Below are 13,243 nucleotides of genomic sequence, written 5' to 3' on the forward strand. Positions count from 1 at the left end.
TTCTTACCTCCCTTTTGTTTCCAAAGACTTCTCAAGCAAACGACTCAAGCTAGAAATAACCAGGGCAATCCCCCAGTAAAGAAGTGCGACTGCCGTATAGGTTTCCAGAGAGTAGTTCCCTAAATTGCGACTGATCAAGAGATTCCCCGCCCCCATAACATCAACAAAACCAATCGTATAAGCCAAGGCAGCATCCCGCATGAGATTGAGTATAGCGGTCGTTATATTGGGAAGAGCAACTTGAAAAGCTTGGGGAAAAATGATTCTCCAAAAAGTCTGACTTGGAGTCAAACCAATACTAAGCCCGGCCTCTTTCTGTCCCTTTGGAATAGCTTGATAGGCCGCCTTGAAAACCTCGGCAACAATAGCTGCAAACAGGAGAATCATCGTCAGGAGAACAAAAATAGTTTTAGACCAGTTGTTGATATCCAAACCAAGCCACCATTTCAGAAATTCTGGCAAGCCATAAAAGACTAGAAAAAGCAAGACAATCGGCGGTGTACAACGTAGGGTAAAGATATAGCCTTTGGAAATCGCTGCAAAACTCTTGTCTTCTCCTACTTGTGCCCAGGCCAAGAGACCTCCAAAAAGGGAACCAAGAAGAGTGGTAAAAAAGAGAATGGACAAGGTCATAGGAAGTGCCTGCCATAAGCTCGGTAAAAACTGAAAGACCTTGGAAAAATCATAAGAAACCATGCAAAACCCTTTCTAGTCTTGGAATTTCTGACCTAGTCTTTGTCTACATAACTAAAGACATCTTCTTTAAAGTATTGCTGAGATAGCTTAGCAAGCGTACCATCTTCTTTCAACTCTTTGATTGCTTTTTCATATTCTTTAGCGAATTTCTCACCCTTTTCATCACGGTGAATCAAGGGATAAGTTGGAATGCCCTTGTATGGGAACCAGCTGAGTTTATCCGCATATTGGTGGTAAGGGCCATCTTCTGCAGTAACTGCTTTTTCAAAGGACAGTTTGATATCAAAGAAGGCGTCATAACGTCCTTCCAAGACCCAGGCATAGGCATCTGCCACTTTAAAGGATTCAGCTGCTGTTAGCTCAATCGGTGCATCCTGATGTTTTTCATTGTAGCTGGTGATAACATTCCATTGGGCATTCTGTGGAGAGATGGGAACCAATTTCCCTTTATTCTTAGCAAAGTCATCAATGGTTTTGTATTTCTGTTCATCTTCTTTTCTGACAGTAAATCCGATGATGCTCGCTCCGACTGGTTCAGATGGAATGACAAACTTTTTAGCTCGTTCGTCTGTGTACCAAGCTCCCTTGGTTCCGATATCATACTTACCTGATTCTAGACCAATCAAGAGGTCGTCATCACTGGTACCCGTATATTCAAATTGATAGTTTGCCAATTTCTCATCAACAGCCTTCAAAACAGCTACTTCATAACCATCTGATTCCCCTTTTTCATTGACAAAGTCATAAGGTACATAGTTTTGTGTATGGGCAACCTTCAAGGTTATGACTTCAGCAGACGAAGCCGTTTCTCCCTCCTTGGCTGGAGCGCCAGCTAAACTTCTCCCGATAATCGTCGCCCCAATTACTGCAACAACTGCTACACCACCGATAATCCATGCTTTTTTACTCATCTTTTTCTCCTTTAGTTTTCAAGCGCTTCTCTCACCCACTGGATACGTTCAACTGCGATATCACTTGGAATGGTACAATCTGCCCCAAGTACCAAGCCCTGTTCCCCAGCTTCTGCAACTAGTTTCTTTGCCTCAGCCTGAATGGCATCCTTGCTACCAGTATACAGTAAGCCTGTCTTGCCATTTTCGAATCCTCCAAGAACCGTACGCCCCTTGAAAATCTCACGACCTTCCTTGAGAGTGATTCCATCTGGTCCTACAGCCCAGTTAAAGACTTGGGCTGGATAGTCTGCAAAAAGGTGAATATCATTTCGCGCTCCCTCGTAGCCACAGATATGAAGAACAGTAACACCATCAACAGCACTAGCTGCTTCCAGAACAATTATCTCGCTAGGTGCAATGAGGGCTTGATAATCTGCTGCTGACACTCGTTGATCTTGGATGCTTTGCACGCTGAGGTAGATTCCATCTGCACCAGCCTCTTCGATGACAGCTCGACTGAGACTCGCAATATCCTCTGCAATCACATCCAACACCTTTTTAAGGGCTTCAGGATCTTCCACCAGAAAGTCCGCGATAAGGTCATCGCCACCAGATACTTCCCCTAGTAGCCACTTGAGATAGGTCACAGGAGCAAAAATATTGTAAATAGCAACAATATCTTCTGTAAACTCTTGCTTGATTTTCTTAACCAAGGCCACCTGCTCTTTTATCCAAGCGTGCTCTGATCCAAGTGGTTGAATGGTCGCCAATTCTTGAAGTGATTTGTCTTTGGCAATCGCTGGATTTGGATAAGCAAAGTAGCCATCACTCATTAACTTGATAAAGTCTGGCTGAACTTCTCGTATAAAGCGCTTATGGCCCTCGATATTCTTCTCGATAATGACTGGATTTGAGAAACCGTGTAGCCATTCGTCTTCGGATGTGAAATGATGCCAAAAGCCAACTGGCACACGATCAACCTTTTCACCTCTAAATGCTTTTAAAACCCATTCTCTTTTTTCTGACATTCTTATTCTCCATTCCTTACTTTTTCAACTAATAAACTGCTTGCGATATCATTCGAGCGTAGAAAGGGGAGACTGGACTTGGAAAAATCCTGAACTCCATGACATCTCTCTCCATTTTTGCAGTGCCCATTTTTTACGACGCTTATGGCGACAAAGGCAAGCAAACCGACAACTGCAATAAAGATACCCCATCTTTTACTTTTCATAGCTCCTCCTTTTAGAGAACAGCTGCCTGCCGAATCCAGTCCAACCTCTCTAAGTCAAAGTTATCTGGAACAGTACAGTCAGCTCCCAGAAGAACGCCTTTACTACCCGCTTCAGCCAGCAACCGTCTTGTTTCATCTTGCAATTCCACCTTGGAACCTTGATAAAGCAAGCTTTTCTTGCCATTTTCAAATCCACCTAAAACGGCCTTACCCGGAAACAACTCCTTACCCTGTGTCAAACTAACCTCCTCATGATGAGTCGCCCAGTTGACAACTTGCGCTGGATAATCCTTAAATAGCGTCACATCATTGCTCGCACCTTCAAAACCACAGATATGGAGGATATTGGTCCCACCAACCTGATTGGCTGCCTCCAAAATCGCTATATTGCTCGGTTCGATATAGGTTTGGTAGAGTGCTGGTGCGATGCGCTCATCTTGAATTTCCTGAGTGCTGAGGTAAATCCCGTCAACACCGCCTTGCTGGATGATTTTCTGAGTTAGGATAGCAATATCTCCTGCAATCACATCTAGAATAGCTTTGAATTGCTCAGGATTTTCTAGCAATAGATCAGCTACTTCCTTATCCCCTCGCGAAGTTTCTGTACGGAACCAGCGCTTGAGGTAGGAGATCGGTGAAAAGATATTGTAGAAAGAAGCAATCTCTTCGGTAAAGGTCTCTCGAATTGCTTGTACCACTTCCACCTGTTGCTGAATCCATGGGTGTTCCTCACCAATCGACTCAATAGAAGTCAGCTCCTGAATGCTTGCGATCTTAGGACTATAGACATTACTTGGATAAAGGAAAAAACCGTCGCTCATAATTTTGACAAAATCAGGGCGAATCCTTTCCACATAGTTGCGATGCCCATCAACACTTTTTTGAAAGATACGTGGATTGTTTAATCCCTGCCCCTTTTCTTCGAGTGTTACAAAATGAAACCAAAATCCCACAGGAACTCTTTCCACTTCATCACCTCGAATCGCTCTAAAGACTAGATCTCTTTTACTTGCCATACCTTTCTCCTTCCATTTGGATTGAAACCATCTTACCACTCCTTTTCCCCTTTTCCCAATATATATTGACTATCAACTCGATTGAAAATTTTTATATCTATAAAGAAAAAAATCCCTGAAAAGCTTGATGTTACTAGCCTTTCAAAGATTCACTTTATTTTCATCTATTTTTCAAAAAGGAGTTGATATAGATTTTCTATCAAGCTGATTGAATTTTTTTATATCCATCTTCATTCCAAAATTAAGTACATAATTTTATCCTAATACCAAATTACTACTGAAAAATTTCTTTTCTCTCGATATTTCCTTGCACAAATCCCACGAAAACGCTGCTATATTAATAGACTATTATTAGGAGGATGGGATTATGAAAATATCCAAAGTTACCATTACAATTGCTTCTACACTTGCTTCCGTCATTTTACTGACTGGCTGTGGCACAAATTCGGCAAATTCACAGACAACACAAAGTAGTACATCTGACAATCAGGTTACAATGACCTATGATCAGTTGCGTTCAAGAGAAAATACTATGTCAACTCTTTGGTATCAAAAAGCAGGCTGAGACCAAGGCACTCTATCTACAAGGTTACAATGTCGCTACTGATCGTTTGAAAGAACTACTAAAAACACAGACAGATAAACCCTACTCTATCGTTTTGGACTTGGACGAAACCGTATTAGACAATAGCCCTTATCAAGCGCAAAATGTTAAAGACGGAACAGCATTTACCCCAGAAAACTGGGATGTCTGGGTAAAAAAAGCTGCAACCAAGGCTGTACCAGGTGCTAAAGACTTTCTCCAATTTGCAGACAAAAACGGTGTCCAAATTTACTATGTATCTGACCGCACGATAGATCAGGTAGATGATACGATCAAAAACCTAGAAAACGAAGGAATTCCTGTACAAAGCCGCGATCATCTCATGTTCTTAGAAAAAGGCGTCAAATCTAAAGAAGGTCGTAGACAAGCAGTCCAAGAAAAAACCAACTTAGTCATGCTACTAGGAGACAATCTTGTGGACTTTGCAGAGTTTTCAAAGACCTCTGAAACTGAGCGCGACCAAAAATTAGAGGAATTACAAAAAGAGTTTGGTGAGAAATTCATCATTTTCCCTAACCCAATGTACGGATCATGGGAAAGCACTGTTTACAATGGTAATAAATTGGATGCCAAGGGTCAAACTGAAGAGCGCCAAAAAAACTTACAAGGTTTTGATAAATAAAATAAGAGAGCTATCTACCAGTTTACACCAACCACAGCTCACAGCTCACAGCTCACAGCTCACAGCTCACAGCTCACAGCTCACAGCTCACAGCTCACAGCTCACAGCTCACAGCTCACGCTGATTATGTAATCAAGCGTATTTTTTGTCAAGCCCTAAAACAGACTTTTTCACATTTTTGTGAGAAGGTCTTTTCTGTTGTGTATGAAAGTGAGGGACTTGTATGAGTCAGACATTCGAAACAGCGATTCAACAAGCCCTACGAGAGGTGGTAGAAAGCTTTGATGAACAGTATGTAGCTGAGGGACTGCTAAAAAAAGATGCTATTATAGTAGATTTAGATAATTATAAACCTGAGTTGGTTGAAAAGATTTTGACAAATGCAATTCTAAATGAAGCATTTACCGAGGAGATTGCTGGTGCGACAATTTTGAAAATCAATGATATCATTCAAATGCTTGAAGTTGATGAATATTGGTCAAACTCTTACACACGTTACACTAACAAAATTGGACTATTCACGAATAATCGTTATTTGGATGAAGTGACAGATGTTGTCCTAAATTTCCCCTACAAAGATGGTATCTTAAAAGCTGGTATGACTAAAGATGATGTATCGAGGGAAGATGCTGAAGAATCTTTTTTAAATGAGATAGTTGCTAGAGAGGAGATTGATGTCCTCCTTGATGAAAAGATTTTAAAAAATGCTAAGAAATATGACAAAAACGGCTCTTCTCCTGTATCAGAAATCAAGGATACGGATAACCTGATTATCAAGGGAAACAACCTGTTAGCACTCCACAGTTTGAAAAAACGATTTGCAGGGAAGGTGAAATTGATTTATATCGATCCACCGTATTATTTTACTAAAAAAAAGAAAGAAGATACATTTCCATATAATTCCAACTTTAAATTATCTACTTGGCTGACTTTTATGAAAAATCGATTGGAAATTGCCAAAGATTTATTGTCTGATGATGGAGCCATTTTTGTTCAGATAAGTGACGATGGCGTTGGAGAACTTCATGTTTTGTTAAAAGAAATTTTCAAGAAAGAGAATTTTATTAATAAGATCACCTTAAAAACAAAGTCTCCTTCAGGATTTGCTAGTGTTAACCCAGGTGTATTCGAAACAGCAGAGTATATTCTTTCTTTTGCAAAAGATAAAACAAAATGGAAGTATAACACTCAGTATGTGCGTTCTGACTATGATCCAAATTATAAATTTTACATTCTCAATAAAAACGAAGACCACTCAAATTGGGAAATCGAAAATATTGGTGACTATATTGCCAAAAAACAAGGTTTTAAAAATAAAAGAGAAGCGAAACAAAATCTTGGAGGAGTAATTTTTGATAATTTAGTAGCAGATTTTGCTTTAAAAAATGCGGAGTCTATTTACCGTGAGACTTCAATTAATGACAATGCAAGTAGCGTTTTGGTTGATTTGAGAAACAAGTCTAAATACGATACAGAAACAATTTTTTTCCAATCTAGGGAAAATAATTATGATGTTTATGTAAAAAATGGTCAAGAACTAACCTTATATTCTAAAAAAATAAGAGAGATTGATGGAGAACGTGTTCCTAGTATCCAACTGTCAAATATTTGGATGGATACTCCTTATGAAGGAATTGCTAAAGAAGGCGGAGTCACCTTGAAGGGCGGGAAAAAACCAGAAAAATTAATTCGTCGAATTATCGAATTAGCCACCGACAGGGGGGATTTGGTTCTTGATTATCATCTTGGTTCAGGAACAACTGCAGCGGTGGCTCATAAATTAAATAGACAGTATATAGGCTTTGAACAGTTGGATTATGGGGAAAATGATAGCATTGCTAGATTGGAAAGAGTTATTCAAGGTGAAAGTAGTGGAATTTCTAAAACAGTCAACTGGTCTGGCGGTGGTTCATTCATTTATGCTGAGTTAATGGACAAAAATGCGACCTTTATTGATGCTGTTCTTAACTCTAAACATTCTGATGAATTAAAGGCTATCTTTGATGACATGAAAGCCACACTTGATTTTGATTTCAGAGTGGATTTACAAGAAGTCGACCAATCTATCTGGGATGAAGATTTTGAAATGCAGAAAAAAATTCTTGTGAAAATTATTGACAAAAACCAGCTCTATCACAACTACTCTGAAATTGATGATGAAACCATTAAATCGCAATTATCCCAATCAGATTATGATTTCAATAAGAGTTTTTATGGGGAGAAATGATGGTTAGAAAAGCAAAGAAAAAAGAACTGATCTTTGAACTCTTCGATGAATTGAAACAGCTGGATATGGATATTTTGAACGAACAGCATGGTTGGGAATTACCGCAGTATATTATAGAAAATCTCAAGCATGAACCACGTTCCTATCAGAGTGAAGCTATTCGTTATTTTCACTACACTCAATCATCGGATACTTTCAAGTTTCGAAAGCCAAGACAACTCATGTTCAATATGGCAACTGGTTCGGGAAAGACTGATTTGATGGCTGGTTTAATCCTCTATCTCTATAAAGAAAAAGGGCATCAAAATTTTCTGTTTACAGTGAATACAAATGGTGTTCTGAGTAAGACCATTGATAATCTAACGAATGCTCAATCTACGAAGTTTCTTTTCAATTCCAACTTAGAAATTGATGGGGAACATATCTTTATCAACCAGATTTCAGGAAGATTTCCAGATTTTCCTAATAAAAATGTAATTAATATTAAGTTTGTTTCAATTCAAACATTGACAAATGACCTTTTCACACAAGCAGAAAATATCATGTCATTAACAGATTACCAGAAGACAAAAATGGTTATTCTGGCGGATGAAGCCCATCACTATTCTGCTTCTACGAAAAAGAAAAATAAAGCAGAATTGGAAAAAGTCTCATGGGAAAAAAGCCTACTTGATCTCCTTCACGCACATGCTGATAATCTCTTGCTAGAATTTACCGCAACACTTGATTTTGACGATGAGACCATTTATCAAAAATATCGAGATAAGATTATTTACCGTTATACCTTGGATTCATACATAAAAGAGCGATATTCAAAAAATGTAAGACGCATTCAGACGGGAAATTCCAATGAAGATAATATGCTTAGTACTGTTCTTCTGAGTGAATATCGTCGCAAATTTGCTCTAGAAAAATTTGGAATTGAGATAAAACCAGTCATTCTTTTCAAATCGCATAAAATCGATGCTTCCTATGAAGCAAATAATCTATTCAATGAGATGATTGATAGTCTGACCGTGGAAAGTTTAAGGTCGTTCCTTATTTCACAATTGAGAAGTGTATCAGAAGAGCAAAGCCATACCCTACAGCTAGCTTATCAGTATTATCTCGAAAAGGATGATCTTTCAACTGTTATTCGAGAAATTAAGCGTGGTTTTTCACCAGCTAGAATTCTAAATGCAAATGATTCAGATAGTGGCTCAAAAGGGTTGCTAGAAACAGGACAGTATCAAGCCCTCAATTCGCTTGAATCGCCCAATAATCTGTACCGTGTAGTCTTTGCCGTAGCAAAATTAACAGAAGGTTGGGATGTCCTCAATCTTTACGATATCGTTCGTATTAGCAACTTGGGAAAAATGAATGATAAAAGAGATGCTAAATCAACCAATTCCGAGGCTCAGTTGATCGGACGTGGGGCGCGATACAATCCTTTCTCCTTAAATCAAAAGATTTCTTACCAAAGACGATTTGATGAATCAGATGAAACAGCAAGTCTTTTGTTGGAAACACTACACTACCATACCCTTAATGAACCGCAATACATCAAGAATTTGATGGAATCACTTGACAAGATGAATCTTGCGACTGGGACGGATGAAAAAAATCCTCCAATTGAAATCAAACTGAAACCCTCTTTCAAGAAAACCCAAATCTTTAAAACAGGTAAGCTTTACTATAATGAAACTGAGGAAATTCCTGACAGTCACTATGTGAATTTACGTGCATATGGTATTGAAATTTCTAAGCTAGCCAATGTAATCTATTTTAAATCCACCTATGAAACAGCTTACCTTTCAGCTGAAGCAATAGAGTTAAAAACGTCCCAATTGAGGGGAATTGATATTCGTTACTTTAAAAAATCAATTAGCCGCTCTAACTTTTTCCGTTTTGAAAATCTGAAAAAATATCTTCCAAATCTCAAGTCTATGGATGAGTTTTGGGGTGAAAATTGGCTAGATTTGCAAAATTTTACACTCTCTGTCACAACAGAAAAAGAAACCATTGTAGAAGATTTTTCCGCTATGGAAAAGCTGAAAATTGTTGATAACTTTTTTAACCTACTGGCTGCCCAAATAAAGGCAGGTTATCGTAAAGCTAGAGGTACGAATCGTTTTGTTGGATATCCTATTGAAGAATATCTCGTTGATTATCGCAAACGAATACCTAATTATGATACAGCTAAACAGAGTGGCTCCTTAATCGAACAAAAAGTAACTAATATTAGTTTTGAAAAATTTGACTTTTTTGCTTACCAATCTGCTATAATCAATAGAAATGAGGAAAATCTAGTTAATGCTATCGCCAATCACATTGATGAACTAAGAGAACAATACGGTGATGTTTTCCTCATTCGGATGGACGAAAACATGCTAAAGGGGACAGATAAAGTTGAACAATTGAAATTGCACCAATTTGAGGAGAACCCACGGGTAATCAATTTTTCAGGATTTCAGCCAGACTTTATCCTACTTCTTCAAAATAAGGATTACTATCTTCAAATCTTCATTGAACCCAAAGGTGAACAATTGGCAGAAAAAGATAGATGGAAGGAGGAACTTCTTTTATACATCAATGACCATCAAGAAGATTTGGTTTTCGAGGATGAAGTTGATGGAGTTATCATCAAAGGACTTAAATTCTATAATCAAGAAAATAGTAAACAAACACTCAATCAATTAGCACAGGTAGCTCTTGAAAAACCACATTTTGGTGGAAATATTAGGCTGGATTTATTCTAAGTATCAAAAAGACGATTTCCAAGCGGAAATCGTCTTTTTTACTATTTTATCTTGTACTTGATATAAAATAGTATATATTCCACTGGATAGTATGCTCTATCGCTTGTATCACTTCCACCTGTTGCTGAATCCAAGGGTGATCCTCACCAATCGACTCAACCGATTGAATTTTTTTATATCCTCTCTTTCATGGCAAAGTAAGCTCGTACTTTGGGGGCCACTTGTGTGCCGAAGAGTTCAATAGCTCTCAAAACTTGATCATGTGGCATAGAACCAAGCGGTAGATGGAGCATGAAGCGGTCCAAGTCTAAATCCTCAATCATGCGAATCAATTTTTCTGCTACCTGATCAGGATTTCCCACAAACATGGCTCCATTTGGACCAACTTGCTCCAAATATTGCTCATAGGTCAACTCCTGCCAGTGCGGACGGTCTTTGGAAATAGTATCCACTACTTGCTTGGTCGGATGGAAATAATCTTTGACAGCCTGCTCGCCATCTTCAGCAATCCAGCCCCAAGAATGAGCCCCCACTTTTAGGTCTTTATCTGCATGACCTGCTTCCCTACCAATCTTACGATAAGCTTGAATCAACTTTTTAAAATAACGCGGATTGCCACCGATAATAGCATAGACAATCGGCAACCCCGCCTGAGCAATCTTCACTGTTGACTCTACATGACCTCCTGTCGCCACCCACAATGGCAATTTGTCCTGAACAGGACGAGGATAGACTTCTTTTCCAGCAATGCTTTGAGTCAATTGCCCCTGCCAGTTCACTTTGGTGCTTTCATTTGCCAACTGAAGCAGATCTAACTTTTCATCAAAGAGAGCTTCATAGTCTTTCAAGTCATAGCCAAACAGAGGGAAGGATTCGGTGAATGAACCACGCCCAGCCATAATCTCCGCACGGCCATTTGACAAGGCATCGATGGTAGCATATTGTTGGAACAAGCGAACCGGATCCATACTCGAGAGAATGCTGACTGCACTGGTCAAACGAATTTTCTTGGTATTCACTGCCCCAGCTGCAAGAATAATCTCTGGGGCTGATACCGCAAAGTCCTCCCGATGATGCTCCCCAATCCCGTACACATCCAAACCAACCTTATCAGCCAGCTCAATTTCTGCCACCAACTGACGAATGCGTTCATCATGACTGTAAATCTGCCCAGTCGCCTCCAGGGCTGTTGTTTCACCAAATGTTGAAATTCCTAATTCTACCATCCTGTTTCCTCGCTATCTCTTTTAGTTTTTAGGGTATTTTATCACTAATTAGTTTTATTTTCAATGAATTTGCTCATTAGAAAAAGCCTAGATGAACTAGACTTTCTTAGCTTATTCTACTGTTACTGACTTAGCAAGGTTACGTGGTTTGTCCACATCAAGGCCACGGTGGAGTGTTGCAAAATAAGCGACCAATTGCGTTGGTACGACCATTGAGATTGGTGAGAGGTAAGGGTGGACGGTCGTAAGGACGATATCGTCTGTCTCTTTAGCAACATTCTCTTCTGCGATAGTGAGAACCTTGGCACCACGGGCTGCGACCTCTTGGATATTTCCACGAGTATGGTTAGCAAGGACTGGATCTGACAAGAGGGCCAAGACAGGCGTTCCTTCTTCAATCAAGGCAATGGTCCCGTGCTTGAGTTCTCCTGCCGCAAAGCCTTCACATTGGATGTAAGAAATCTCTTTTAGCTTAAGACTGGCTTCCATGGCTACATAGTAGTCTTGACCACGTCCGATGTAAAAGGCATTGCGAGTGGTTTCGAGAAGGTCACGAACCTTTGCATCAATGGTTTCTTTTTCTGAAAGGGTTGATTCGATAGACTGAGCTACGATTGACAACTCATGAACCAGATCAAAGGCTTGCGCTTTGGCATTCCCGTTTGCTTCTCCGACTGCTTTTGCAAGGAAGGCAAGGGCTGCGATTTGCGCTGTATAGGCCTTGGTTGACGCCACAGCAATTTCAGGACCCGCGTGAAGGAGCATAGTGTGGTTGGCTTCACGAGAAAGAGTTGAACCTGGAACGTTTGTCACTGTCAAGCTTGGGATCCCCATTTCATTAGCCTTAACCAAAACTTGACGGCTGTCAGCTGTTTCACCAGACTGGCTGATAAAGATGAAGAGTGGTTTTTTGCTGAGAAGTGGCATACCGTAGCCCCACTCAGATGAGATTCCAAGTTCAACTGGTGTATCCGTCAATTCTTCCAGCATCTTCTTAGAAGCAAATCCTGCGTGGTACGATGTTCCAGCTGCAAGAATGTAGATACGGTCAGCGTCTTGAACAGCCTTGATGATAGCTGGATCTACGACAACTTGACCAACCTCATCTGTGTAGGCTTGGATGAGCTTACGCATAACTGTTGGTTGCTCATCAATTTCCTTGAGCATGTAGTAAGGGTAAGTCCCCTTACCGATATCTGACAAGTCAAGCTCGGCAGTATAGCTAGCACGCTCACGGCTGTTACCATCATAGTCTTGAACTTCCACACTATCAGCCTTGACGATTACCAACTCTTGGTCATGAATTTCCATGTATTGGTTGGTCTCACGAATCATGGCCATAGCATCTGAGCAGACCATGTTATAACCTTCTCCAAGACCAATCAAAAGTGGTGATTTATTCTTAGCCACGTAGATGACTTCAGGATTTTGTGAATCAATCAAGGCAAAGGCATAAGACCCACGGATGATGTGAAGGGCTTTTTTGAAGGCTTCAAGAACTGACAAGCCATCTTCTTCTGCAAATTTCCCAATCAAGTGAACAGCGATTTCCGTATCGGTTTGCCCCTTGAAGTGGTGACCTGCAAGGTATTCTTCCTTGATTTCAAGGTAGTTTTCAATCACCCCATTGTGCACCAAGACAAAACGTCCTGTCTCAGATCGGTGTGGGTGAGCATTGTCTTCCGTTGGTTTCCCGTGAGTCGCCCAACGAGTATGTCCGATACCAGTTGTCCCCTCAACACCTGCTGTCTTGGCAGACAATTCTGCGATACGACCGACAGCCTTAACCAGGTGATTTTCAGCACCACCTAGGACAAAAATCCCCGCCGAATCATAGCCACGGTATTCGAGCTTTTCAAGCCCTTGAATCAAAATATCAGTTGCATTTGTGTTTCCAACAACACCAACAATTCCACACATAGTATATACGACACAGACTAGCTGTGCTTTCTCCTTAAATTGGTATAGTCTGATTTCCCTTTTACAG

The 13,243-nt window shown here is 40.1% G+C and carries 9 protein-coding genes and 1 pseudogene; 3 read left to right on the forward strand and 7 right to left on the reverse strand.

What is annotated here, in order from left to right:
• Nucleotides 1–3 precede the first annotated feature (3 nt).
• The 5 genes from SORDD25_RS07305 to SORDD25_RS07325 are packed head-to-tail and all read right to left on the reverse strand — an operon-like array spanning nt 4 to nt 3,839.
• Nucleotides 4–696, reverse strand: coding sequence for an amino acid ABC transporter permease (locus SORDD25_RS07305; protein WP_061853185.1), 693 nt, complete (start codon nt 694–696; stop codon nt 4–6).
• A gap of 32 nt (nt 697–728) precedes the next feature.
• Nucleotides 729–1,607: a transporter substrate-binding domain-containing protein gene (locus tag SORDD25_RS07310; RefSeq protein WP_000037003.1), complete on the reverse strand. Its 879-nt coding sequence runs from the start codon at nt 1,605–1,607 to the stop codon at nt 729–731.
• A gap of 11 nt (nt 1,608–1,618) precedes the next feature.
• The gene (locus tag SORDD25_RS07315; protein ID WP_061853186.1) at nt 1,619–2,617 is read right to left on the reverse strand and encodes a uroporphyrinogen decarboxylase family protein; all 999 of its coding nucleotides are present in this window, start codon (nt 2,615–2,617) and stop codon (nt 1,619–1,621) included.
• Between the two features lie 2 nt (nt 2,618–2,619).
• Nucleotides 2,620–2,823: a hypothetical protein gene (locus tag SORDD25_RS07320; protein ID WP_061853187.1), complete on the reverse strand. Its 204-nt coding sequence runs from the start codon at nt 2,821–2,823 to the stop codon at nt 2,620–2,622.
• An 11-nt stretch (nt 2,824–2,834) separates the two neighbouring features.
• Entirely contained in the window at nt 2,835–3,839 is a 1,005-nt protein-coding gene (locus tag SORDD25_RS07325; RefSeq protein WP_061853188.1) for a uroporphyrinogen decarboxylase family protein, read from the reverse strand.
• Nucleotides 3,840–4,206: 367 nt separating this feature from the next.
• On the opposite strand from SORDD25_RS07325, the pseudogene SORDD25_RS07330 reads away from it, so the two are divergent.
• The 3 genes and pseudogenes from SORDD25_RS07330 to SORDD25_RS07340 all read left to right on the forward strand — a co-directional run bounded on the left by SORDD25_RS07330 (nt 4,207) and on the right by SORDD25_RS07340 (nt 10,030).
• A pseudogene (locus SORDD25_RS07330) lies at nt 4,207–5,065 on the forward strand (5'-nucleotidase, lipoprotein e(P4) family).
• Between the two features lie 223 nt (nt 5,066–5,288).
• On the forward strand, nt 5,289–7,292 hold the full coding sequence (locus SORDD25_RS07335; protein WP_061853189.1) for a site-specific DNA-methyltransferase: 2,004 nt from the start codon (nt 5,289–5,291) through the stop codon (nt 7,290–7,292).
• The gene (locus SORDD25_RS07340) at nt 7,292–10,030 is read left to right on the forward strand and encodes a DEAD/DEAH box helicase family protein (protein WP_061853190.1); all 2,739 of its coding nucleotides are present in this window, start codon (nt 7,292–7,294) and stop codon (nt 10,028–10,030) included. The genes SORDD25_RS07335 and SORDD25_RS07340 overlap by 1 nt, the downstream gene beginning before the upstream one ends.
• A 173-nt stretch (nt 10,031–10,203) precedes the next feature.
• On the opposite strand, the gene SORDD25_RS07345 is transcribed toward SORDD25_RS07340, so the two are convergent.
• Together SORDD25_RS07345 and glmS are read right to left on the reverse strand one after the other, a co-directional pair.
• Entirely contained in the window at nt 10,204–11,256 is a 1,053-nt protein-coding gene (locus tag SORDD25_RS07345; RefSeq protein WP_061853191.1) for an LLM class flavin-dependent oxidoreductase, read from the reverse strand.
• A gap of 111 nt (nt 11,257–11,367) precedes the next feature.
• Nucleotides 11,368–13,176: a glutamine--fructose-6-phosphate transaminase (isomerizing) gene (glmS, locus tag SORDD25_RS07350; RefSeq protein ID WP_061853192.1), complete on the reverse strand. Its 1,809-nt coding sequence runs from the start codon at nt 13,174–13,176 to the stop codon at nt 11,368–11,370.
• Nucleotides 13,177–13,243: the final 67 nt, after the last annotated feature.

Source organism: Streptococcus oralis (assembly GCF_001579525.1).
Lineage (GTDB): Bacteria > Bacillota > Bacilli > Lactobacillales > Streptococcaceae > Streptococcus > Streptococcus oralis_M.